This is a genomic window from Microcoleus sp. Z1_B2, assembly GCF_036700325.1.
In the GTDB taxonomy this organism is placed as follows: Bacteria; Cyanobacteriota; Cyanobacteriia; order Cyanobacteriales; family Microcoleaceae; genus Microcoleus.
On record NZ_JAUBOQ010000005.1, the window covers coordinates 159,272 to 182,587 of the forward strand.

Consider the following 23,316-nt stretch of genomic DNA (forward strand, 5'->3'; position numbering starts at 1 on the left):
GTTAAAATCAAGCCTTTTTCTTAGAACGCTTGGGCTCAAAGGGAAGTGCATCTAATCCTTGTTCTTTTTGGGTTTTCGCCTCTGCTTCGTCCACTATTTTTTGGAGGTTTTCGGGCAGCGGTTCTCGCGACAAAATAAACGATTGAACTGTTTGGAAGATGTTAGCAATCAGCATATACATCAACACGCCGGCGGGCAGCGGGAAGAACAAAAACATCCCTGAAAATATGACTGGCGTCAGTTTGTTAACTGTAGCCTGTTGGGGGTTGTCGTTTGGCCCTTGTGCTTGTCCTGAAAGGGTTTGGTTGATGTACAAACTGATGCCGAAGCCCAGGATCATCACCAAAATATCCCAGTGGAGTGTACCGTCTGAGTCGATCGCGCCAACGCGGCCTAGAGCTTCAATAAACAGGAATCCTTTGTTACTAGCCAATCCGGGGATTGTGCCTTGAACTGTGGCTTCACCGGGCGCTAAGGCTGTGATGTTGCCCTGTTCATCTACCTTGACCACTTCTTCGCCTTTGATGACTTTCCAGCCGGGTTCAAAGTCGATTTCGCTCTTATTTTCTGCAGCTAAAACTTTTAGAGGTTTGCCCTCTGGGGTTTGAAAATTTATCTTTGTTGTGTCGCCGACTGCGATTTTGTCGCCCCCTGGAATTACCCCCACAACTGGAGCATGAAAAGTACCTGTGACGTAAATATTTTGGGGCGGTGTAGCAAAAGCTTGCGGTTGAACAGTTTCGATTTGTTCTTTGGGCAAAACTTGAACGTTAACGCTGTAATTTATGTCAGAAAACGGCGAACCCCTGAGCGTTGCAAACAGTGCAAACAGCACTGGCATTTGCAGCACTAAGGGGAAGCATCCTGCTAGAGGATTACCAAATTCTTTGTATACTTTGCTCATTTCCTCCTGCTGTTTGGCAGGATTGTCTTTATAGAGTTTTTGAATTTGATCTACTCGCTCTTTCATCAATGGCTGCGCTACTTTCATGCGCCGCATATTGCGAAGAGAGCCTGCGTTGAGAGGATAAAGAGCAAAGCGAATCACGAGCGTCAGAGCTACGATCGCTAAACCGTAGCTTGGCACGATCCCGTAGAAAAAATCTAGGATCGGAAGCATGAGGTTGTTGGAGAGAAACGAGATACCGAAATCCATTCGCTTTGAGTTAATTTAGGTGCTCTATGTTTGCTGTTGAGAACTATTTTTACCCGCTGAAGGCGAGCCGCCTCAATTTTTAGGGTTTTGTCTCTATCTTAGGACATTGCCCGTCGATCGACCGCCCGGTCTGCGGGTTTGTTTTAATGAGTTTGCCAATACTCGCACTGAATTGGGCCTCTAATCTGGGTGAAAGCGGTTCGGTTATTTAGCTTGGGCCGCGTTTGCTTTTTGAGCGGCTGCGGGCAGTTTTTCGTTAATGTAGTCATACATTGCTCGAAATTTCGGCATAGCTCTGAGTTCCAAGCGGCTGCCATTTTTCATGGTGAGCACCATGTCTCCGTAAGTCCCGAAACCGCGAGGTACTGTGACGATTTTGACTATATCTGAGTAGATAACGTCTGTCTGTTCGCCCCCCATCCAACCGCTAGTTACGGACACTCGGCGGCTCGTGATCCGATACCGCAGCCACAGAGCCCGGACAATTGCTCCTACTGCTAGGGGGATTCCCACCACAGTCAGCCCCAGGAGTAAATTGAGGATCAAGTCTCCGGGCGCGGGGCCGCCTTCATAATATACTTCCTCTCGAATTCCCATCTAGTACCTCGGCTTCTACCAACAACTGCTCTAATTCTTGCAGAATTTCTGCATAATTGCACTCTTGTGCGATCGGACGCACGACAATTACTAAATCCCACCCGAATTTTAATCGGGGCAATAGCTGTCGCAAAGCTGCCCGAATCTGACGCTTAATCCGATTGCGGACTACAGCGCGTTTGCTGACTTTCAGGCTGATGGAAATGCCTGTGCGAGTTGGCTGCAAGGATTTTTCGGCTGTCGGTTTCGCAAAGTCGGCGCTTTTTGGTTTACGCAGAGCTTTTAAGCTGAAATGGGCCGAGTTACGGCGCATTCCCTTGCGGTATACGGCGCTGAAGTCTTTTCGGTGCTTAAGTCGGTTTGTATCGGGCAACATGGCGTAGGGCGATCGTTGAGGCCTCTCAACCTTGATGCAGTGCTAGACTGCGAGGCGGTGGCGACCTTTGCTGCGGCGAGCTTTGATTACCAATCGACCGGTTACGGTACGCATTCTGGCGCGAAAACCGGATGTTCTTTTTCTTTTGCGGCTGGTTCCGTGCAGGGTTTGCTGTGTCATTTTGATTTCTCCCGGCTTGTTACTTTACTTTTGATTAATATTCACAATCTTCTAGTATACCATAGAAGGGTTTTCTTGGCAATTAGATTTTTCCGATTTGAATCGATCGCCACTCATCACAAAGCAACAATACGTTTTCTAGCTGGTGAACGAGATTTCGGTTGGGTTTTCACTATAGCAATCCTCGCATCATTCATGAGGATTTGTAGGGGTAGTGCTACCCCTACAAGAATTATGGAAATGATGCGAGGATCGCTATACCAGATACCTAACTTTTTAAGATGATATTGCAAGGGCGATCGCCTTTAACCGAAAATAATCAAATTCCCGACTTCTCAAACTTCTCCAACTCCCAGAAGTCCGGGATTTCTGCTGCTAGTCGGCCTTAACCCTAAACAACTCAAATCCCCGACTTATAAATTCATCCGTGTATCCGTGTCCAAGTATTTATTAAGACTGCTGTTTTTAAGAGTGCGTAGTATTTTGCGGTTATTTATAATTTAGTAGAGGTAGAGGCTCCTGCGTTTCATCCAAAAGAGCGATTTGTCGGTTTAGGAAAGATTGACGATCGCCCGATCGATTCTCAGAAGCGTTCTTGATCGGGCTGTGAAATTCCAGTCATTGACTTGTCTCGGATTTCAGCTACTAGCGGCGGTAGGACGTTTTGCAGTTCCCTACCTGCATCTGTCAGCCGCGCGTGGATCTCTCCCGGCGGACTAGGCCTGTTTCTTCCATGCGATCGATCGCGCCTGTCAGCGTCTGGCCTACCTCTTGCAGTTTGTCGCCAATGCTGGAAGTCGGCAAACCGTCTTCTTGCCACAAGCCCCAAAGGGTGCAAGTCAGTTTTTTGGCGATCGAATGCTACGCTAAAAGCGGGAATCCACCCTCTGCCGGATATGTTAACAATTCTTAATTGTTCTTAAACTAGAAAGAGTAAATCTAGTTCGCGATCTGAATTTATGTTGCTTCCAGCCGACCAGCGCACCAAGTTAGATGACACCGACGACAATTTGTTCTATTCGTTTCCTCGGTTTGTAACGCACGTAGATGACGGGTTTATTCAGCAACTAACCGATTTGTATCGGGAACGGCTGAAACCGCATACTCGGATTTTTGATATGATGAGCAGTTGGGTTTCTCACTTGCCCGACGAGATGCAATTTGCCCATGTTGAAGGGCACGGCATGAATGAAGAAGAGTTGGCAAAAAATCGCAGACTGAATCATTATTTCGTGCAGAATTTGAACGCAAATCCCAAATTGCCAATGCCGGATGCAGAGTTTGACGCCGTTGTCAACTGTGTTTCGGTACAGTATTTGCAGCACCCGGATGCGATTTTTGCCGAGATTCACCGCATTTTGAAGCCTGGTGGCGTAGCAATTATGAGCTTTTCCAACCGGATGTTTTATCAAAAGGCGATCGCGGCTTGGCGGGAAGGTTCCGAGGGCGATCGGGTAGAATTAGTCAAGAGTTACTTTGATTCTGTCAAAGGAGCGAATATACCCGGATTTAGCAAGCCGGAAGTAATTGCTCGCAAGCCTAACTTGCCGAGTTTTATGCAAATGCTGCGAATACCAAGCGGCGATCCATTTTATGCGGTAGTTGCTTACCGCCAAAGTTAGGATTTTTTGGCTGTAAGGACTTTAGGACTTTAGGTGAAGATTGAAAGCACTAAAGTCCTTACTACAAACCGATCGAAAGCTACGCTCTTTAGGTTAGGATATATTTAATATGTGCTCCTAAAATATGGAAAACGAACTTTTGCAGCGCATCACACTCGATCCAAATATCTGTCACGGAAAACCCTGTATTCGCGGTCTCCGATATCCAGTAGAGTTAATTCTTGAATTACTCAGTTCTCGTATGAATGCTAAAGAAATTGTAGATGACTATGACGATTTAGAACATGAGGATATTCTAGCTGCTTTGCTATTTGCCGCGCGGCTGACTCAAGTGAAAAGCATATACTGAGTATTGTAGTTCATCAGTAATCATAAAGTAGGGTAACACCTTGATATGAAACCATACCAGCAAATAGCGATCGACGAATGTGGCGAACCTTTAGTCCCTATTCCAGCAGAACATTTTGCCTTTGAAATACCGCACCCTTATCAAAAGTTGGGTGCACCCTATCACAACAGCAAAGCAGATTCCCCTTTCTACTTGCGGCAAGGAGTTGTAGATAGTTTAATCGCCGCTCAAACCCAGCTACAGCAAAATCATCAAAATTGGAAAATTCTGATATTTGACGCTTATCGGCCGGTGGAAGTTCAGCAATTTATGGTAGATTATACTTTTAATCAAATTGCCCTAGCTCAAGGCTGCGAATTTCCGGTTTCCGAAGACAAACGCCAAGTGATTATAGAACACGTATATCAATTTTGGGCAGTACCGAGCCTCGATCGCGCAACGCCGCCCCCTCACAGTACAGGTGCAGCTTTAGATATAACTTTAGTGGATGAAAACAATCTGCAAATTGATATGGGTTCTCCGATTGATGAAATATCAGAACGTTCTTATCCAGATTACTTCTGTAATAGTAAGGATCCGAAAAAACAAGAATATCACCGTCGCAGGAAAATATTAAAAGATGCGATGATAGCTGCGGGTTTTCAGCAGCATCCAAACGAATGGTGGCATTTTTGTCTGGGCGATCAGATGTGGGCTTGGTTGACAAATCAAAACAATAGTGGTAGTCAATTGATTGCCCGATATGGCCGCTATTAAAAGGGTAGACAATTAAATCGGGACGGGCGCACTTGCAACCTTAAGAAAGGGTTTTTTTGACAAAAAACTCAGCTTTTAACTGCTTCCTGTGGCAATAAACCTGGTTTCTGACCGAAAGCATCGAGGATACCCGCCACGTGATTCATCCGTCCAGAAATAAAAAACCTGTATCCGATGAAACTTGCCGAACGTATTTATCTCGCGCAAGTCAATTCTAAAATCTAAAATCTAAAATCTAAAATCTAAAATCTAAAATCGATTGAAACTCTGTGTGTCCAGCACTATAAAAGTATGAGCAAAATAAATCATTGGTGTCAGGAGACACTGCAACTATTGCCAGCGGGGTAGCGGTAGTTTAAAATCAACAAGAGCAACAAGTGCAGGCAATAGTTGCCAGCACCGCAAACCCTAAAGCATAACTCAGAGTTCACCCAATGAAAGCACTCATCCTCTCTGGCGGTAAAGGAACACGCTTGCGTCCCCTCACCTATACGGGTGCTAAGCAGTTGGTTCCTGTAGCAAATAAGCCGATACTGTGGTACGGAATTGAAGGAATTGTGGCGGCTGGGATTACGGATATTGGGATTATTATTAGTCCCGAAACCGGGGAAGAGGTGAAGACGAAAACAGGAGATGGATCTCGCTTCGGTGCGAAAATTACTTATATCTTGCAAGCAGAGCCGGCAGGGCTCGCTCACGCGGTAAAAGTTGCCAGACCGTTTTTGGGCGATTCTCCATTTATTATGTATTTGGGAGATAACTTAATTCAGAATCAGTTAGATCCGTTTTTAGAGATTTTTAACACGCAGAAACTAGACGCTCTGATTATGCTGCGTCCCGTTTCCAATCCCTCTGCTTTCGGTGTGGCAAAAGTTGATGAGAAAGGCCGAGTTTTGCAGTTAGTAGAAAAGCCCAAGGTTCCGCCGTCCAATTTAGCACTGGTGGGGATTTACTTTTTTGCTCCTACTATCCACGAGGCGATCGATCAAATTCAACCTTCGCCCCGCGGCGAACTGGAAATCACCGATGCCATTCAACAACTCATCAATAAGGAAAAACAGGTAGAAGCCTGCAATTTAGAGGGTTGGTGGCTGGATACGGGTAAAAAAGATGATTTGCTGAGTGCAAACCAAATCATTTTAGATAGCTGTATCGTAGCTTCAACTGAATTAAAAGTAGATGCGAAAAGTCAAATTATCGGGCGAGTGCAAATAGGAGAAGGAACGGAAATCATTAATTCTACAGTTCGCGGGCCAGTGGTAATTGGGGAAAATTGCCGCATAGAAAATTGCTTTATCGGGCCTTACAGCAGTATTGCCGATCGCGTGACGATGATTGATGCTGATATCGAACACAGTGTAATATTGCAAGGGGCGAAAATAGTTGGCATTCACCAGCGAATTGTTGACAGCGTGATCGGGCAGCGAGCTCAACTCACCAATGCACCGGCTCGTCCAAAAGCTCTGCGGTTTATGATTGGTGATGACAGTCAAATTGAGTTATAGCAATCCTTGCAGGAGTCGTCAACTTTTTACCCCCCCCCCAACCCTCCCCGCGGGTTCGGGGAGGGAGTAAGAAATTCACAAATGATTTAGGATTGCTATAGCTTAAATTGAGATATTGCCAATATCGGAAGCAATAATCCTGATTTAGCAAGAGATAAATTTTCTTGTGGGGAGTAGGGGTTGGGCATCCTGCCCGCCCTTGAACAGGCTTTCCGGCCTGTTCCACAATTAATTACAATGATGGAAACAGCAAAGATTCCTGTTCCATAATAAGTCATAGTAAGTTATCTAAAGGAGAGGAAAGTTTGCAGTACGAAGAAATACCAACTCAACAGATAATACATAAATTGCGGCAAACTTTGGAGCCGCGAATTGGTATTGCTGAGCTGTCGCTGTTGGGAACAGAAAATAGTGCGATCGCCCAAAATGAAGATGACGAAGATATCGCCCTTTTAAAAGCAGGTTTCGACATTTATAATATCCCCATTACCTCTTACCAAAGGCGACTCGGTTCCGCAGTCATCGTCGTTAGGAAAATAGTCCGAAAATTGCTCAGACCGGTACTCGAACGACAAGTAATTTACAATTTTGCTAATACGCGGGTCGTGCATACATTAAGCACACAATTGCAAAAATTGCAAGAAAATCAACAAACTATCTTTGAAAAAATTGAATCGGAATTCAGCAGCGAATATCCCGAAGTTACAGCACAGCTTGAGACTCAACAAAGAGCGATCGCAACTTTTCAGTCTGAAATAGAGCAAATTAAAGCAGTGCAGCAGCAACATACTGCTATTTTAGAGAAGATTACCGCTCAATTGCTCGATCGACAAAAATAAAGCATCAAAGATGACCCAAAATAATTTGGTCACAAGGCCCCAGATTTATTCGCGAGAGCAATGCTTCAATGCTTCAATCAAAAATCGAAAATTATTCAATTCCTCAATCTAAAATCCTAAATCCCCAATCGAAAATTCCTCAATTCTTCAAATTTTCAATGATTCAAATTTTCAATGATTTAATCCCAAATCGAAAATTCTTCAATCCTTAAATTCCTCAATCTAAAATCTAAAATCTAAAATCTAAAATCGAATGACTGCACTGCCCATATGCTCGTTAATTATAGTCAACTATAACGGTCTGCGCCACACGAAAGATTGCTTAAAATCTCTACAAAAACTTGCGTATCCCGAATCGCAACTCGATTTAATTGTAATTGATAATTGTTCTCAAGACGATTCCGTTAATTCCCTGCGCGAACTATTTCCCAAAGTTCGGATTTTTGTCAATACTGCCAACAACTTTGCGAAAGCCCTCAACCTCGGCATCAGCGAAGCAAAAGGGCAATATATCGGGTTTCTAAATAACGATGCTACCCTTGACAGTCGCTGGTTAGAGATTCTTGTAAAACGGCTAGAAACTAATAAAGAAGTAGGTGCGACTAGCGGCAAATTGTTGTTTAAAGACGGGCGAATTAACAGCGCTGGTATTCAGCAATTACCTAACTTTTATTGGCAAGATGTCGGCTTTGGCGAAAAAGATGCGGGACAGTACGATACAGAACGGGAAGTCGAAGGGCTTTGTTGGGCGGCGGTGCTTTTCCGCAGGAAATGTCTGGAAGATGTGGGGCCTATAGATGAAGATTTTGTGATGTATTTTGAGGATGTAGAGTTTGCGAAACGCTGCCACAAACGCGGTTGGAAAATGCTTTATACTCCCGCCGCCATCGCCCATCACGAATATCGGGGTTCGAGTAAAGGTAGCAAACTTACCGAGTATTTCTGCAACCGCAATCGGTTTTTGTATTTGGCAAAACATGAACCGTTGCAATTAGTCAAAGGAATTCATACTTCGGATTTTTTTACTAACAAGCAGTACGATTTGCTGTTCGAGAGTATATTTGTAGCGATTAAAAAACTGCTAGATTATCAGAAGCCAGAAATCATCGAAACTGTATTGCCACAGTTGTCGGAAAAGTTGGCGGTGATTTACAGTCGGATGAAGATCGATCGCATTTTGTCTCGCTTACAGGTGGTTCGGGGCGATCGCAAAATGTCGATCGCCATTTACGATCACGGACTGCATTTTATTGGTGGCGGTCAAAAATACGTTGCTACCCTCGCCTCGCTGCTGCAAAATGAATTTGACATTACTTTTATCGCCAACAAACCAGTTGCTGTTTCCGACTTAGAATCGTGGTACGGACTCAACCTTTCAGGATGCAAAATTAAAATTATGCCCTTGGCGTTTTACGATAAACGCGGAATGCAGTGCATCGATTCCAGCATCATCGTGGAAGATATGGAAAATCCCTTTGATGAAATTGCCAGAGAAAGCAAAAACTACGATATTTTCATCAACGCGAACCAACTGGAAAAAGTTAAACCACTGTCGCCAATTTCAGTATTTTTCTGTCACTTTCCCAATACCTTCCGCAACCGTCACTTTGCTGTCGATGATTACACTTTCATTATTGTCAACAGTCAATTTACCGTCAAGTGGTTGGAAAAACGCTGGAACCTACAGCCAACTTTTCTGCTTTATCCGCCCGTGGAAATGGCAACAGTTAAAGTGCCGAAAGAAAAAATAATTTTGGCTGTGGGACAGTTTGAAGCTGGGGGAACAAAAAAGCAAATTGAACTAATTAAAGCTTTCCGCAGTTTGCTAGCGGATTATCCCGAAGATTTTCAAGGATGGCGACTAATTTTGGTTGGCAGCAGCATTCCGAAAAATCCTTATTTAAAGACTGTTCAGAACTTATTGAAGCAAGATTCAAGGGCGATCGAGCTAAAAGTCAATGCTGACTTTGATGAGGTAAAATCACTTTATGCTAGAGCAAGTATATTTTGGCACGGCTGCGGTTTGGGTGAAGTCAATCCTCAAAGATTTGAGCATTTCGGGATGGCGACTGTGGAAGCAATGCACAACTATTGTGCTCCGATTGTTTTCAACGGTGGCGGCCAACCGGAAATTGTGGAACATGGGCGATCGGGCTTTTTGTTCAATACCGTTGAGGAACTGTGCCAGCATTCACATCAACTAATTGTTAATCCCGATTTGCTAGCAGAACTTCAAGCTGGTGCACAGCAACGCAGTCAGAACTTTAGACTTGCACATTTTGAGAAAAAAGTCAATAGTTTTTTTGATATTCTTCACGAAGAGTATGCTACAATTCGGCTGCCAAATCCTGCCGATATAGCTCAAATGCTCGATCGAACTTAAAGGCTAATTAAATAGTCCACCAGGGGTTAAAACCCCGGGCTCAAAGCTAAAGTCCTCTTGCATAGGACTAATATCAAAGTCGATTTTATTAGCGTTTTCTTTAGTCCGCGTAGGCGGACTTTGTATGTGTAGTCGCGACTTCCAGTCGCCGGATATCTTTCCCTAAAATCATGTCTAATTCACTGTTAATCAATTTGTCCTTCTTAACACCCGAACCAACTGGAATCGGGACTTACGCCGCTAATCTTTTCCCGCAACTGGAACCGCTAGAACCAACATTACTGACTTCCCAGCAAATTAACAATTATACTTGCTATCAAATCCCAGAAACTCTGACACCGGATCGAGGGTCAAAAGGACAAATTAACAGGCTGCTGTGGACTCAATTCAACTTGCCAAAAATTTACAAAAAATTGCAGTCAAGCCTGATATTTTCCCCAATTCCCGAAGCACCTTTATATTCCGGCTGCCGCTACATCGTCACAGTTCACGATTTAATTCCTTTGCGATTTCCCCAACGGTTTTCTCGATTAACAGCTTATTTCCGCTACTACATACCGCAGGTTTTGCGACAAGCAGAACACATTATTTGCGATTCTCAAGCAACGGCGGCAGATGTTGCTAACTTTTTCCAGATTCCGTCTAAGAAAATGACCGCCATTCCCCTAGCTTGCGATAATATTAATTTTAGATATCTCGACTTGCCCGCCAAAAATTATTTTCTTTATACCGGCAGACACGATCCTTACAAAAACTTGGAGAGATTAATTGCTGCATTTGCGAGTTTACCCGATCGCGCAAACTACGAATTGTGGCTAGCAGGGCCTCCCAATGCCTACACGCCGCAGTTGACAGCACAAGTTGAAGAATTAGGTTTACAATCTTTGGTAAAATTTCTCGGTTACGTTTCCTATTCTCAATTGCCCGTACTGATGAATCAGGCGATCGCCCTAGTTTTCCCTACACTTTGGGAAGGATTCGGCTTACCAATTTTAGAAGCAATGGCTTGCGGCACACCAGTCATCACATCCAACCTGTCATCAATGCCAGAAGTAGCCGGAGATGCCGGATTATTAGTCAATCCTTACAGCATCCCAGAAATAGCCGAAGCCATGCAAACAGTAGCCACAGATTCAAAAGTGCGATCGAACTTAAAAACTGCTAGTTTAGCCAGATCATCTCAATTTAGCTGGCACAAAACCGGAAAAGCAACCGCCAACATCTTACAACAATATCTTTAAATCTCCCCTCTCTTCCTTTCTCCTCTCTGCGTCCTCTGCGCCCTCTGCGGTTAAAAAAACTCCCACTCAAAAACCGCCATCTACATATTATCCCATGCCCAATCCCCAATCCAACCTGCTCATCAACCTCTCCTTCCTAATTTCCAAACCCACCGGCTTAGCCATCTACGCCAAAAACCTATTTCCCCACCTAAAATCCCTCAATCCAACATTACTAACAGCCGAAAATTTCCCCAATAACAACTGCTACCAAATCCCCCCAAACCTCACACCAGAACAAGGAACCAAAGGACACATCAACCGATTACTGTGGACACAAACCCAACTCCCAAAAATTTACAAACAGCTAAAATCTAACCTGTTATTTTCCCCAATTCCCGAAGCTCCTCTATTTTCAGGTTGCCGCTATATAATTACAGTACATGACTTGATAGCGCTGCGATTTCCCCGCCGCTTCGATCCTCTGACACCTTACCACCGCTATTACATTCCCCAAGTGCTGCGGCAGGCTCAACACGTCATTTGTGACTCTGAATCAACTGCCAAAGATATCGCTAATTTTTGCAAGATTCCTAATAATTTAATTACGCCAATTTTCCCTGGATATGATAGCAGTTATTTCCGTTTTCTAGATTTACCAACAAGCAATTATTTTCTTTATATCGGCCGCCACAATCCTTATAAAAACGTGCAGCGAGTTGTAGCAGCCTTTGCTGCTTTGCATGATAATTCCGAGTACGAATTGTGGATAGCAGGTTCGGAAGACAAACGCTATACCCCGCTACTGAAGGCGCAGGTTCAAGAATTGGGATTGGCCGATCGAGTAAAATTCCTCGATTACCTCCCCGCGGCAGACTTACCCAAAGTCATCAACCAAGCGATCGCCCTGGTTTTCCCCAGTCTTTGGGAAGGATTCGGGCTCCCCGTGCTCGAAGCAATGGGGTGCGGCACTCCTGTCATCACCTCTAACCTGTCTTCAATGCCCGAAGTGGCGGGGGACGGCGCGTTATTAGTCAACCCCTACAGCGTCGAGGAAATTGCCTCTGCTATGCAAGAGCTTGCAGTCGATGCCAAAGTTCGATCGCACTTGCGGGAGCTCGGTTTGGCTAGGGCAAAACAATTTAGCTGGGAAAAAACAGGCTTGGAAACTGCTGCTATTCTCGATCGATATCTTTAACAAACAAAGGCGAATAGCCCAACACGGATTTGGACACGGATACACGGATGAGTCGGGGGGCACTCAAGGCAGGGCGGGCACTCAAGGCACCGCCCCTACAAGCCTTTTACTTATTGATACCCAACTGATCGCCGCGCTTGTACTGCTGATAAGCAGCAAAAAACAGCCCCGCCAGAGTAACAAAGATTAGACCCAGAACAATACCTGAAAGTAGCGGTTCTACCATGAGAGCTCCTCAACGTTAAGATTTAACAACCTATTTTTAATATTACCAGCACTTACACAGATGAATTTTCCCAAAAGCAGCCTTCCGTGGGTCTCAGACCTTGCTCTCCCCGCTGCGAACGATTAAGCTATGTTATGAGAAATAAATTTTCTTGTAGATACTATTTTTAATTGAACTCCTTTGAATAACCAACTTGCCAGGAATGAAATTAAAAACCCGATCGAGCGACTTGCCATATTTGCGCTAGCGGTGTTGCTTGCCATCATCTTGGCAATTATCACAATACGTCAATTTCAAGTCGCCGATCCTTACGTCAAAAGCGTCCTATCCCTCACGGGCAACCCGTTTCAGGGTTCCGCCATCTTTCAAATGAACTGTGCGGGTTGTCACATCTCCGTTTCAGACAGTCAAGTCGGGCCCAACTTGCACGGAGTTTCCGAGCGCAAATCCGAATTGGATCTGATCCGGCAAGTCACCAGCGGGCAAACCCCACCAATGCCGCAGTTTCAACCGAGTCCGCAAGAAATGGCCGACTTGCTGAAGTATCTCGAACAAATTTGACCAAAGAAGGGGAACGGAATTCGTTCCCCTTCTTTGGCTGACACTCGAAACTTTGATCGGCAGACTAAACCAGCAAGTTAAAACTCTGAGCCGATAACTGGCTCGGCTGTACGCCCGTCAGTATAGCCAAAATCTGGTCGCTGTTGGCAATTCCGATCGCCGTCGAGCCATTAGTTTCGGTTAACGACAGTTGATTGAAGTCCAAGCCTCCCACCAACTCGATCGAATCAACTCCTGCAGTGAAGTTGAAAATCGTGTCAATTCCTCCCCCCGCTGATAAGACAAAACCATCGCTGCCACTGCCACCGACGAGGGTATCGCTGCCAATGCCACCAAAGAGCAAGTTATCGCCGGTGCCACCAAAGAGCAAATCATCACCGCTGCCGCCAATTAAGGTATTGTTACCGTCGTCGCCGCAGAGAGTGTCATTGCCTTGATCGCCAAAGAGCACATCGTCGCCAGCGCCTCCCAAAATTACGTCATCGGCTTTGCCCCCGTACAATAAGTCATTGCCTTCGTCGCCAGAAATAGAGTCGTTGCCACGATTGCCATAAATCGTATCGTTACCGCGATCGCCAAAAATCAGGTCAAACCCTTTGCCACCAAAGAGAGTATCGCTATCGATGCCTCCATAGACAGTATCGTTGGCCGTATTGCCATTGATATAGTCACCGCCCCCTCGACCAAAGATCAAATCGTTGCCGCTCAACCCGAAGATAGAGTCACTGCCAGCACTACCCACGATCGTATCGTCCCCGTTAGGGCCATTGATCACATTACCCGCGGTCGGAGTACCTGGTTCAGTGGGAGTAGCTATCCTGGGGAAGTTCTCAGGGCAAACCAAATCTGTCGGTACAGGTTCCGGTGTCGGTGTCGGCGTCGGTACAGGTGCAGGCGTCGGCGTCGTTACAGGTGCAGGTGCAGGCGTCGGCGCAGGTGCAGGTGCAGGCGTCGGCGCAGGTGCAGGTGCAGGCGTCGGCGCAGGTGCAGGCGTCGGCGCAGGTGCAGGCGTCGGCGTCGGTACAGGTGGCAGTGGCACTGGCGGCGGAGTCGGCGTCGGAGTCGGAGTCGGCGTCGGAGTCGGCGTCGGCGGCGGCGGCGCTGGGAAGTTCCCGAAGTTGATGCCCGTAACAATAGCGCCTGAAGTTAGGGCGATGTCGGCAGGGTCGGGTGTGCTTTGGGTAAACCCAGTTTGGTTGACTTCCCTGACGCGGTAGGTTCCCGGCGTTAGGTTCGCGAACAGGTAGTTGCCACTGTTGTCTGTGGTAGTAGTAACAGGAGCAGGAGCAGTTCCAGCTACGACATTGGTTAACTGAATTTGGAAATTGGGTAAACCCGGTTCTCCAGCATCCTGAGTGCCATTGTTGTTGGTGTCTTGGAACTTCAGACCTCGGATCGCCCCCGGTTGGGGCAGGAAGTTGCCGAAGTCAATGCCTGTGATGTTATCCGAGGGATTAACCGTAACGGGGGCGGGGTTGGGGGTCGTCTGCGTCCAGCCGGTTTGCTGAACTTCCCTTACCTGGTAAGTACCTGCGGGTATATCTCGGAGAGTGTAGTTGCCCGCTGCATCAGTGATGGTAGTCGGTTCGCCCTGCTGAAAGATGCCATCGGGAGTGATACTGTCGAGGAATATTTGCCAGTTAGCTAGCCCCAATTCTCCGGCATCCTTAACGCCGTTGTTGTTGAGGTCATTGAATTTTTGACCGCTGATAGTGCTCGACTGGAAGTTGCCGAAGTTGATATTAGCGATATCTTGACCGCTGGTGACAGTGATGTCCGCCGGGTCGGAGGTAGTTTGCGTCCAAGTAGGCTGCAAGACTTCCCGCACCTTATAGGTTCCGGCTGACAAATCGAGGAATTTGTAGTTGCCGGTGGCATCGGTGAGGGTGTTCGGTTCCCCAGTGTCGAGAGTACCGTTATCGTTGGTATCGAGGAAGAATTGCCAGTTGGGTAGTCCTGTTTCTGCTGGCGCATCTTGGATGCCATTTGTGTTGAGGTCATTGAACTTCAGACCGCTAATCGAGTTGGGCTTGAAGTTGCCGAAGTTGTTGTTTTGGGAGTCTGTGCCGCTGGTGACGGCGATCGTAAACGCGCCGGGAACAGTAGGCCTAGCTGGGTTGACGGGGGGTACAGTTTGCGTCCAGCCGGTTTGTGGCACTTCCCGCACTGTATAAGTGCCGGCTGGCAGGTTGGTGAACTGATACTTACCGGCGACATCGGTGACGGTGGCGTTGGTGCCTGTTTCGCCTGGTATTGCATCTTGGCTGCCGCTGTCGTTGGCATCCAAGTAAATTGTCCAGCCTCCTAGCGGTGGTTCTTCTGGCCCATCTTGGATGCCATTTTTGTTGAGGTCATTAAATTTGATCCCGCTGATTTTGCCTAGTTGGAAATTGCCGAAGTTTTGAGCCGTAATGTTTGTGCCGCTGACCGGGTTAATTGGATAAAAAGTCGGGCCTGCGGTTTGTGAGAAACCATCCGGCACGTCTTCTCTCACAAAGTGCCGACCGGAGCCGACGTTGGCAAAGCTATACGTCCCAGGCGCCGCTGGCGCTGTACCGGTAACTTGAGAGGCAATTTCCGTATCACCGCTATCTAAAGTGCTGTTATCGTTAGTATCTTTGAACAAGCGAATGGTAGTGCCGTTGAGGGGGGTGTCGTCAGCAGAGAAGCTATTACCTGTGAGGTCGGTGAATTTGGTGCCGCTAACGGTGATGTTTTGGAAAATGCCGAAGTTTTGACCGGTGACGGGAGTACCGCTTTGGGCGGTAACGGGAAGTGCGGCAGCGGGGAAAGAGATAGTGGAGTTGGCTGGGGCAGTGGCTTGTATCAGGTAATTGCCGGGGCCTATATCCGCGAATGTGTAATCTCCGGCTCCCGCAGTGGTTTGTGGAGTGCCCACAACCGTATCTGTGCCGACTTCTAGCGTGTTGTTGTTGTTGGTGTCTTTGTATAAAGTTACCGTGACGCCGTTTAATGTGGTGTCGGTGCCAAGGTCTAAGACTTTGTTGCCGACGAGATCGGTGTAGGTTTTGCCCGCGATCGATGTCAGTTGGAAATTGCCGAAGTTAGCACCCGTAACATCAGCAGTACCAGTCGTCACCGTTGGTGCTAAAGTCTGCACCCAATCGGTTTGTAACGTTTCTGCGATCGCTGTATTGGCCTTAGTATCCGTGAGAGTGTATTGGCCGAGAGTGGCAGCAACCGCAGATGTTACATTAGTCTTCGTACCTGCGGTAATAGTCCAGCCGCCTAGACCTGGTTCAGTTGCCGCAGCACCTTGCAGGCTATCCCCGTTCAGGTCGTTGAATTTCTGACCCACGACCACTGGGCCGTACTCGTAAGCACCGATGTCAACACTAGGTTTGCTGACAAGAGTATTGTCGATTTTCCGAGGGAAACCTGTACCGCGTTGGTCAGTAGTTAAACCGGCCGCTGTTGCGTCGGCGCTGTTGCCACCGCCAATGGCTTGGTTAGTGCTAGTTGTGACCGGGCTGTTATCAACTAGGGCAAGGGTGAAAGGAGCCGGAGCCGTTGCGCCATTCAATCCGGCAGAGCCGACTGGTGCTAATACATTTGTCAAAGCACCGGTTAGTTGCTGAGTCGCTGTAAAACCAGTGCTACTGCCGAGAACCCCAATCAGGTTGTTGTTCCCGGTGAATGTCCCTGTAACATCAGTGTCGGTAGTAGCAACGTTGCCAGCGACGATCGTGTTTTTGACTGTAACTGTACCGCCGTTGTTGTAAATTCCTCCGGCACTAGCAATCAGACTAGCCGGTGTGCCAACTGTGGCGGCTGTTGCAGAGTTATAAGCGATCGTGTTGTTAGTGAGGGTAGCTGTAGCACCTAAGTTGACGAAAATTGCACCACCTGCGGCTGTACCCGCACCTGCGGCAACATTACCAGCATTGCCACCCGTAACTGTGTTGCTATATAAGGTGCTGTTGGTCATGGTCAAAGTGCCACCGCCAACAAAAATCGCGCCACCTAAACCTGCACCGCCGCCGCCAGCAGTAGCACCAGCACCGCCAAAAGTGCCTCCTGCGCTTGCACCATTGCCACTACCGCCACCGCCGCCGAAGCCGCCAATGCCTCCAGCGCCGATAGCACCAAGCACCGCACCTGTACCAGAAGTACCGCCAGCACCACCGCCGCCACCAAAGGCGCCAGCACCGCCAACACCGCCATTGCCACCATTACCTGGAATACCAGTACCAGCAGGACCGCCACCGCCACCGGCACCACCACCACCGCCGCCACTACCGACAACACTACCAGCACCACCAGCACCACCAATGCCACCAGCACCACCGTTTGTGCCGCCAACACCAGTACCGCCAGTGCCGCCAATACCGCCAGTACCGCCAGCATTACCAGTACCGCCAGCCTCGCCATCTTCGCCAACCCCACCGGCAGCGCCATTACTTGGTAGACCATTTCTACCATTTCTACCATTTGTCCCTGCTGTGCCTCCAAAGACAGTAGCCAGATCCGCGCTACCACCCTTGCCACCATTCCCCGCCGCACCTGCACCGCCAACGGCAGAGTTATTAGAAAAAGTAACTCTGTCAACTGTGACTGTACCGCTGTTGATAAAAAGGGCGCCACCTAAGCCTGCGGCGCCACCACCACCGATGGTTCCTGCGTTGCCTACTGCTTGTGCGGAATCAATGGTGAGGTTTGAGATGTTAAATGTTGTGTTATCAACTACGAAGGCACGGTTGTTATTGCCGCTGATCTTGAAACCACCGCCAACAATAGTGGTGGTGTCGGTAATTCTCGGCAATTGCCCTGCGAGGGTAATATCGGCAGTGAGAGTGATCGTGTCAATGCCAGTGTTGATGTTGGCAACATTGATGGCATTTACCAGTCCGTTAAAGTCGCCAGTCCTTTGGTTCAAGTCAGCCAGTACGCCACTGTAAGCTTCCCTCGCCTCAGCCGAAAATGCTAAAGGTGTTTCTATGTTGCCCGTAGTTACTTCGAGTTCCCAGTCTCCCCCCAACGCAGCATTGCCAGTCAAGTTATCGGAAGCGGCAATATTTGCCCCCGTGAGCTGGCTCAGCCTTTGGACGAACGCCACACCTGCTTCTGTGGCGGCGACGTTGCAACCGTAAAGCAGAATTTCTGGTTTAGCTGTAATTGAAGAGTTCGAGTTTGCTTCGACTGCTGGCAAAGCAAACCATGTTTCTAAATAATTGCGGTAGCTTTCAATGTTGCACAGATTTAGTTCTGTTGCTCCCAGTTGCAAGCTGGCTGCTGCGCCGTGAGACAAAATGTGGACGGCTGCAATGTTTTTCCGCTGTTTAAGTGTTTCGGCAATTTGCTCAATGCCGTCGCGATCGGCATTCAGAATAACAATTTCTGTATCGGGATTGACCGTTTCTGTTAAACTTTCGCAATCTTTAACTTTTGAATCTGCAAAAACTATCTGGTGTTTCGGTTCTTTATACAGTTCCACGTTCAAATTCTCCTGGTACACGCACACATCAAATTCATATCACAAACCAACCGCAGCAGCCATCGATCTTTTTCCAGCGCGGATGAGAGTCGTTGGCCAAGCCCTCTAAGAGGATCGCCCCTGAGTTTTACCTCACCTAACTTTCACCTAAATTGAATATTGACAAAAACGTTGTTTTATGCTGCCCTGCCCTAACTGAGTTAGTTTGATTGTTTAGAAGTTTTAAAGGGGATATTGTTCCGGCTGTTACATTAATGTTGGAGAAGACTTGCGCGCTGTTTATTGATATGCCAGAGATGGACAAAGTACCAGATTTTATAAAAACTGTCAATCAAATAATTAACTGATGGCGATCGATATTTTTTAATCAAGAGTCATCAATCACGATTATTAGCTGTAAGCTGGTGTTATTTGGTAGTTGTTCCCTGCTGAATGATCGGTATGTGCGATCCGGGAGCATCTCACCTTTGCAGCCCAGCTATAAATTGGAGTTTTGAGGCAGGAGGCAGGAGGCAGGAGGCAGAAGGAAAGAGGAAGAAGGAAGGAGCCAGAAGAAGTATTTTTACAAATATGAGATGCTCCCTGCGATCCTCTTCTGCAAGCTTCGCTAACGAACAACCGCCATTAAATTGCTTTGTAGGGAGGAATGCAACAAGTCCTCTGAGTTTTATGAAGGCTTGCATTCCTCACTAGAACCTTGATAACGGTTATTTTACAGGAAGAGATAGGCTGACTCATGACTAACATTACTTGAGACTATTAGGCTCAATAAATCGGGTCGAAAAAAATATGCGTGTCAGTCCAGAATATTAGGAATGAGAATTAAATAACTTAGAATGCGTGATGGTTCTTGTGGGATGGGCGTCCCGCCCGTCCAGAAAGGGCGGGCGGGACGCCCATCCCACTTTCAAGAGTGTAAATTATTTAATTCGCGATCCTTAGCTGATCTTCCAGGTTGGTGCGTCCCAGACTCACTAATTACCAAGTTTCTTCATCGGGATAATTGGAATTGCTCCAGATTTCCACATCTAAATCATTGAGATACATCAGAGCCGTTTCAATCTGTTTACTTGTACCGTTAAGTTCCAGATCAAACCAACCGTCATCTAAAGTTTTGACACCCAACAAAGCGGCATTAAAATTTACCGTCAAACCGTATTCAGAAATCAGGTTAGAGATTACAGGTTCCTGATGGTATTCTTTAGGAACACGAATGCGAATGCGGGTTTGAGTTGGTCTGCTGTCGCCAATCTCAGATTTGGGAATATCTGATTCTTGGGTTTTGTGAAAATTGTCGATCGGCTCAAATTGAGATTCGCTAGTGTTGTGAGCTAACATTTGGGACTCCTAATTTTTGTTTCAGTTTACATTTTGTACCAATATCTTGTAGGGTGCGTTGCTGCGAGATTTTCGAGCTTCCCACTAGATTGTCGATAGCGCCGCACCTTACTAATGAGTGGTTTGAGGGATGAGGTTCACAGCGCGCACCCTAATGACTAATGACTAATGACTAATGACTGATGACTAATGACTGATGACTAATGACTAATGACTATTCTTCAACTTCTTTAATCCTAGTTTTTCGTTCTAAAATCTCCTTAAGCACGAGAGTAACAACTGCTAAAAGACCGAGAACTACCGCAGCCGAAAATGCGGCTTGCGTCGCGTACTGCTTGTAAGCATCCTCTACAAACAAAGGCAAAGTTTGTGTTTTTTTAGCAATATTTCCCGACACCACAGAGACGGCTCCAAATTCTCCCATTGCTCTAGCATTGGTCAAAATTACTCCGTAAAGCAATCCCCAGCGAATACTGGGAAGCGTGACATTCCAGAAAATTTGCCAGTCATTTGCTCCCAAAGTTTTCGCCGCCTCTTCTTGATCTGTTCCGACTTCTTCCAAAACAGGAATTACTTCGCGGGCCACAAAAGGCAAGGTAACAAAAGCAGTCGCTAGCACCATTCCAGGGAAGGCAAAAATAACCCTGATATTTGCCGCCTCCAGCCACGGCCCGAACCATCCCAGCCGACCGTAAAGCAGTACAATCATTAAACCTGCAACTACGGGAGAGATGGCAAAAGGCACGTCTAAAAGGCTGATTAATAGCGTGCGCCCCCGAAATTTGTTGCGGCCAATTACCCAGGCTGCACACAAACCGAATACTGTATTTATTGGCACAACTATCAGAGAAATTATCAGGGTTAGTTGCGCTGCGTGAAGAAAATCTGGTGAGGTTAAATTAGAAAAAAATGGCTCAAATCCCTTTCTGAAGGCTTGATAAAAAACGTTGAGAGTGGGGATAAATAAGACAAGAGCGAGATAGCCGATCGCAATTCCGATTAAAGTTGGTTTTACCCAAGCTTTTTCCTGGCTCCGACTAGAACCTGCGGGCGGACTTTTGTAACCAGCGGGTGAATTGATATTAGTCGTCATAGCGTCTTCTCCATGCTTGTAAGAGATTAATGGCGAACAACATTGCCAGGGAAATACCTAACATGACAGTGCCGATAACTGTTGCTCCTGCATAGTCGTACTGTTCCAATCTTTGAAAAATTAATACGGGCGCGATTAAATCTTTGAACGGTATGTTAGAAGCTACAATTACAGTAGAGCCGTACTCGCCTACCGCTCGCGAAAAGCCGAGTGCTACTCCGGTTAAAATAGACGGAAATAACGGCGGTAAAACTACTCGCCAGAAGGTTTCAAATTGAGAAGCACCTAAACACCAAGCTGCTTCTTCGATCTCTTTTTCCATCTCGTTTAAAACTGGCTGTACGGTTCTAACGATAAATGGCAAGGAAATAAATATCATTGCTATACCTACGCCTAAGCGAGTAAACGATATCTTGATTCCCAAAGGTGCAAAAAACCAACCAATCCAGCCGTTATCGCTGTAAACTGTGGCGAGGGTTAAACCGGCGACGGAGGTAGGGAGCGCAAAGGGTAAATCGACGATTGCATCTATAATCCGTTTTAAGGGAAAGTCGTAGCGGACTAATACCCAGGCAATTAATGTGCCGAAGACTCCGTTAATTAATGCCGCAATTAATGCCGTAAAGAAGGTGACATCGTAGGCGGAAAGGGCGATCGGACTGGTGGCAATTGCCCAAAATTCGGCGGGGTTTGCTGTGCTGGCTTTCAGCAGCAATGCTGCAACTGGGAGCAATAGCATTAAGCTGAGGTAGCCTAGGGTGATTCCCCAAGGTAATGTGATTTTGCCGATCGCCCTTTTGATATTTTCGATCGGAGATTGAGGGTTACTGATTGCAGATGATTCAGCCATAAGTGAATAGTTTTGAGTTGGAAAGAATAATTGCGATCGGGGGCTGGTTTTACCAAAAATAATTGCCTAAAACCAATCATCTGGTAAACCCGCCCCGGCCACTACTGTCTAATTGAACCTTGAATTTTGTCAAAAATAGCTCCGTCATCGAAGAATTTCTGCTGAATATCTCCCCAACCTCCTAAGTCTTGAGCTGTAAATAGGGTTTTGATGGGGGGATATTTTTGGGCAAATTCCGGTTCCGCCGCTACTGTCGCATCTACTGGGCGGAAGCCTGCTTTGGCAAATTCTCGCTGAGCTTCTGGGCTGTACAGAAATTTGACAAATGCTTCGGCGACTTCGCGATTACCGTGTTTATCAACGTTTTTATCGATAATGGCAATGGGATTGTCGATCGACACATTCACGTCTGGAATAGTGTAAGTCGGTTTTTCGCCTTTCTCACCAGCCAAAATAACCTCGTTTTCGTAATTAATTAAGGCGTCGCCTTGGCCTTGTTTGAAAAATACGTCGGTGGCTTCGCGGGCATCTTTAGTCAGGATGGGGACGTTTTTGTAGACTTTAGTAGTCAAGTCTAATGCTTTGGTTTCGTCTCCTCCGGTTTTAACAACCGAACCCCAAAGTGCGAGGAAATTCCAGCGGGCAACGCCTGATGTTTTGGGATCGGCAGTAATCACTTTTACTCCGTCTTTGCCTAAATCTTCCCAGGTTTTGACGCCTTTGGGATTGCCTTCGCGGGTGACTATTGCTGCTACGGATTTGCTGACTATGCCTTCGTTGGGGACTTCTTTTTCCCATCCAGGCTCAATTAGTCCGGCTTTTTCGATTCTTTGAGTGTCGAAGGCGAGGGCTAGGTGTACGATGTCTGCTTCTAAACCGTCAATTACGGCGCGAGTTTGGGAACCGGAACCGCCATAGCTTTGGTTGAAGGTGACGGTTTGGCCTTTTTCTTTTTTCCATTGTTCTACGAATTTGGGAATTATGGCTTCGTGGGCGACTTTGGTGACTGCGAAGGATACTAGGGTTAATTCTACGTTGCCTTTGTTGGCTGCTGGGGTAGCACCGCCTGGAGTGCCTGCGGGGTTGTTGGTGGTTCCCTGGCTGCAGGATGCAACGGCGAGACTTAAAGTTATTCCCACTAAAAATAGCGATACAAATCTTTTCATGGCAGTAAATGATTGATTTGTGCTGGCTGATGGCTGTTTTGGCCAGTGAAGGTGTTGAGTTAGGCGTTGCCACGGGCTCATTATATTTGTTCCTCTAGTGAATGTACGGTTATTAGGTCGGAATACCGTAATTAGGGTGGTGAAGTACGATTATAGACAAGAGCGAGTCAAAAGGCAACAAAAAAAACAAATTGGGGGAACTCAGGGTCGATCGCATATCCTGAAGTCTTTTCCGTCGGTGCTTTGGATTCAGATTCGGGGTAAAATGTAAAGTGTATAAATACTCTGATTGAGTTAAGGTGCTAAACTTGCGCGGCAGCACGATACGCCTTCTAGATACGTTGACAAGCGAATTTCTTCATGTGGTATCCGCCACGTGATTTATCCGTGGAATCAATCCAAAATCTAAAATCTAAAATCCTCAAGCCCCCGAATTTATCTCGCGC

Annotated in this window: 20 protein-coding genes; 9 read left to right on the plus strand and 11 right to left on the minus strand. The window is 46.8% G+C overall.

Annotation, left to right across the window (positions count from 1 at the left end):
- Nucleotides 1–7: 7 nt before the first annotated feature.
- From yidC to QT984_RS04600, 5 genes are all read right to left on the minus strand, one after another.
- On the minus strand, nucleotides 8–1,156 hold the full coding sequence (gene yidC, locus QT984_RS04580; RefSeq protein ID WP_333240900.1) for a membrane protein insertase YidC: 1,149 nt from the start codon (nucleotides 1,154–1,156) through the stop codon (nucleotides 8–10).
- Nucleotides 1,157–1,360: 204 nt separating this feature from the next.
- Nucleotides 1,361–1,753, minus strand: coding sequence for a PH domain-containing protein (locus tag QT984_RS04585; protein ID WP_333057957.1), 393 nt, complete (start codon nucleotides 1,751–1,753; stop codon nucleotides 1,361–1,363).
- Nucleotides 1,725–2,129 carry a ribonuclease P protein component gene (gene rnpA / locus QT984_RS04590; protein ID WP_333057956.1) on the minus strand — a complete coding sequence of 135 codons (405 nt, stop codon included), beginning with the start codon at nucleotides 2,127–2,129 and terminating at the stop codon, nucleotides 1,725–1,727. The genes QT984_RS04585 and rnpA overlap by 29 nt, the downstream gene beginning before the upstream one ends.
- Nucleotides 2,130–2,171: 42 nt before the next feature.
- A complete protein-coding gene (rpmH, locus tag QT984_RS04595; RefSeq protein ID WP_015174196.1) occupies nucleotides 2,172–2,309 on the minus strand; it encodes a 50S ribosomal protein L34 in 138 nt (45 codons plus the stop codon).
- 687 nt (nucleotides 2,310–2,996) lie between these two features.
- Nucleotides 2,997–3,131, minus strand: a complete 135-nt coding sequence (locus QT984_RS04600; protein ID WP_333231454.1) for a MarR family transcriptional regulator — start codon at nucleotides 3,129–3,131, stop codon at nucleotides 2,997–2,999.
- A gap of 137 nt (nucleotides 3,132–3,268) precedes the next feature.
- Between QT984_RS04600 and QT984_RS04605 the strand changes: the two genes are divergently transcribed.
- The 8 genes from QT984_RS04605 to QT984_RS04640 all read left to right on the plus strand — a co-directional run bounded on the left by QT984_RS04605 (nucleotide 3,269) and on the right by QT984_RS04640 (nucleotide 12,181).
- Nucleotides 3,269–3,931: a class I SAM-dependent methyltransferase gene (locus QT984_RS04605; RefSeq protein WP_333231451.1), complete on the plus strand. Its 663-nt coding sequence runs from the start codon at nucleotides 3,269–3,271 to the stop codon at nucleotides 3,929–3,931.
- A gap of 124 nt (nucleotides 3,932–4,055) precedes the next feature.
- Entirely contained in the window at nucleotides 4,056–4,280 is a 225-nt protein-coding gene (locus QT984_RS04610; RefSeq protein WP_333057949.1) for a DUF433 domain-containing protein, read from the plus strand.
- 45 nt (nucleotides 4,281–4,325) lie between these two features.
- Nucleotides 4,326–5,036 (plus strand): M15 family metallopeptidase, encoded by a 711-nt coding sequence (locus QT984_RS04615; RefSeq protein ID WP_333231449.1) that lies wholly within the window; start codon nucleotides 4,326–4,328, stop codon nucleotides 5,034–5,036.
- A 434-nt stretch (nucleotides 5,037–5,470) separates the two neighbouring features.
- Nucleotides 5,471–6,541, plus strand: coding sequence for a glucose-1-phosphate thymidylyltransferase (locus QT984_RS04620; protein ID WP_333209822.1), 1,071 nt, complete (start codon nucleotides 5,471–5,473; stop codon nucleotides 6,539–6,541).
- A gap of 305 nt (nucleotides 6,542–6,846) precedes the next feature.
- A complete protein-coding gene (locus QT984_RS04625) occupies nucleotides 6,847–7,380 on the plus strand; it encodes a hypothetical protein (RefSeq protein WP_333057946.1) in 534 nt (177 codons plus the stop codon).
- A gap of 253 nt (nucleotides 7,381–7,633) precedes the next feature.
- Nucleotides 7,634–9,763 (plus strand): glycosyltransferase, encoded by a 2,130-nt coding sequence (locus QT984_RS04630; protein ID WP_333373350.1) that lies wholly within the window; start codon nucleotides 7,634–7,636, stop codon nucleotides 9,761–9,763.
- 170 nt (nucleotides 9,764–9,933) lie between these two features.
- Nucleotides 9,934–11,004 carry a glycosyltransferase family 1 protein gene (locus tag QT984_RS04635; protein WP_333373353.1) on the plus strand — a complete coding sequence of 357 codons (1,071 nt, stop codon included), beginning with the start codon at nucleotides 9,934–9,936 and terminating at the stop codon, nucleotides 11,002–11,004.
- A 94-nt stretch (nucleotides 11,005–11,098) separates the two neighbouring features.
- Entirely contained in the window at nucleotides 11,099–12,181 is a 1,083-nt protein-coding gene (locus QT984_RS04640; protein ID WP_333373357.1) for a glycosyltransferase family 1 protein, read from the plus strand.
- A 106-nt stretch (nucleotides 12,182–12,287) separates the two neighbouring features.
- Here the strand turns inward: QT984_RS04640 and petG are convergent, their stop codons facing one another.
- The gene (gene petG, locus QT984_RS04645) at nucleotides 12,288–12,407 is read right to left on the minus strand and encodes a cytochrome b6-f complex subunit V (protein WP_006632329.1); all 120 of its coding nucleotides are present in this window, start codon (nucleotides 12,405–12,407) and stop codon (nucleotides 12,288–12,290) included.
- Between the two features lie 180 nt (nucleotides 12,408–12,587).
- Here petG and QT984_RS04650 point away from each other — a divergent pair, with 180 nt between their 5' ends.
- A complete protein-coding gene (locus QT984_RS04650) occupies nucleotides 12,588–12,968 on the plus strand; it encodes a cytochrome c (protein WP_333057942.1) in 381 nt (126 codons plus the stop codon).
- Between the two features lie 64 nt (nucleotides 12,969–13,032).
- On the opposite strand, the gene QT984_RS04655 is transcribed toward QT984_RS04650, so the two are convergent.
- From QT984_RS04655 to QT984_RS04675, 5 genes are all read right to left on the minus strand, one after another.
- On the minus strand, nucleotides 13,033–18,423 hold the full coding sequence (locus tag QT984_RS04655) for a DUF4347 domain-containing protein (RefSeq protein WP_333373361.1): 5,391 nt from the start codon (nucleotides 18,421–18,423) through the stop codon (nucleotides 13,033–13,035).
- Between the two features lie 978 nt (nucleotides 18,424–19,401).
- Complete coding sequence (locus tag QT984_RS04660; protein WP_333231441.1) at nucleotides 19,402–19,761, minus strand: NIL domain-containing protein; 360 nt, start codon at nucleotides 19,759–19,761, stop codon at nucleotides 19,402–19,404.
- A gap of 214 nt (nucleotides 19,762–19,975) precedes the next feature.
- The gene (gene cysW / locus QT984_RS04665; RefSeq protein ID WP_333057939.1) at nucleotides 19,976–20,854 is read right to left on the minus strand and encodes a sulfate ABC transporter permease subunit CysW; all 879 of its coding nucleotides are present in this window, start codon (nucleotides 20,852–20,854) and stop codon (nucleotides 19,976–19,978) included.
- Nucleotides 20,844–21,704 carry a sulfate ABC transporter permease subunit CysT gene (gene cysT, locus QT984_RS04670; protein ID WP_333057938.1) on the minus strand — a complete coding sequence of 287 codons (861 nt, stop codon included), beginning with the start codon at nucleotides 21,702–21,704 and terminating at the stop codon, nucleotides 20,844–20,846. Before cysT ends, cysW begins: the two co-directional genes overlap by 11 nt.
- 101 nt (nucleotides 21,705–21,805) lie before the next feature.
- Nucleotides 21,806–22,951: a sulfate ABC transporter substrate-binding protein gene (locus QT984_RS04675; RefSeq protein ID WP_333314319.1), complete on the minus strand. Its 1,146-nt coding sequence runs from the start codon at nucleotides 22,949–22,951 to the stop codon at nucleotides 21,806–21,808.
- Nucleotides 22,952–23,316: the final 365 nt, after the last annotated feature.

Excerpts from the sequence above, each read along its gene's own strand:
- petG (WP_006632329.1), bottom strand. The coding sequence starts at position 12,407 with ATGGTAGAACCGCTACTTTCAGGTATTGTTCTGGGTCTAATCTTTGTT.
- QT984_RS04630 (WP_333373350.1), top strand. The coding sequence starts at position 7,634 with ATGACTGCACTGCCCATATGCTCGTTAATTATAGTCAACTATAACGGT.
- QT984_RS04675 (WP_333314319.1), bottom strand. The coding sequence starts at position 22,951 with ATGAGCCCGTGGCAACGCCTAACTCAACACCTTCACTGGCCAAAACAG.
- rnpA (WP_333057956.1), bottom strand. The coding sequence starts at position 2,129 with ATGTTGCCCGATACAAACCGACTTAAGCACCGAAAAGACTTCAGCGCC.
- QT984_RS04615 (WP_333231449.1), top strand. The coding sequence starts at position 4,326 with ATGAAACCATACCAGCAAATAGCGATCGACGAATGTGGCGAACCTTTA.
- QT984_RS04610 (WP_333057949.1), top strand. The coding sequence starts at position 4,056 with ATGGAAAACGAACTTTTGCAGCGCATCACACTCGATCCAAATATCTGT.
- cysW (WP_333057939.1), bottom strand. The coding sequence starts at position 20,854 with ATGACGACTAATATCAATTCACCCGCTGGTTACAAAAGTCCGCCCGCA.
- cysT (WP_333057938.1), bottom strand. The coding sequence starts at position 21,704 with ATGGCTGAATCATCTGCAATCAGTAACCCTCAATCTCCGATCGAAAAT.
- QT984_RS04620 (WP_333209822.1), top strand. The coding sequence starts at position 5,471 with ATGAAAGCACTCATCCTCTCTGGCGGTAAAGGAACACGCTTGCGTCCC.
- yidC (WP_333240900.1), bottom strand. The coding sequence starts at position 1,156 with ATGGATTTCGGTATCTCGTTTCTCTCCAACAACCTCATGCTTCCGATC.
- QT984_RS04605 (WP_333231451.1), top strand. The coding sequence starts at position 3,269 with ATGTTGCTTCCAGCCGACCAGCGCACCAAGTTAGATGACACCGACGAC.
- QT984_RS04660 (WP_333231441.1), bottom strand. The coding sequence starts at position 19,761 with ATGTTAGCTCACAACACTAGCGAATCTCAATTTGAGCCGATCGACAAT.
- rpmH (WP_015174196.1), bottom strand. The coding sequence starts at position 2,309 with ATGACACAGCAAACCCTGCACGGAACCAGCCGCAAAAGAAAAAGAACA.
- QT984_RS04585 (WP_333057957.1), bottom strand. The coding sequence starts at position 1,753 with ATGGGAATTCGAGAGGAAGTATATTATGAAGGCGGCCCCGCGCCCGGA.
- QT984_RS04635 (WP_333373353.1), top strand. The coding sequence starts at position 9,934 with ATGTCTAATTCACTGTTAATCAATTTGTCCTTCTTAACACCCGAACCA.
- QT984_RS04640 (WP_333373357.1), top strand. The coding sequence starts at position 11,099 with ATGCCCAATCCCCAATCCAACCTGCTCATCAACCTCTCCTTCCTAATT.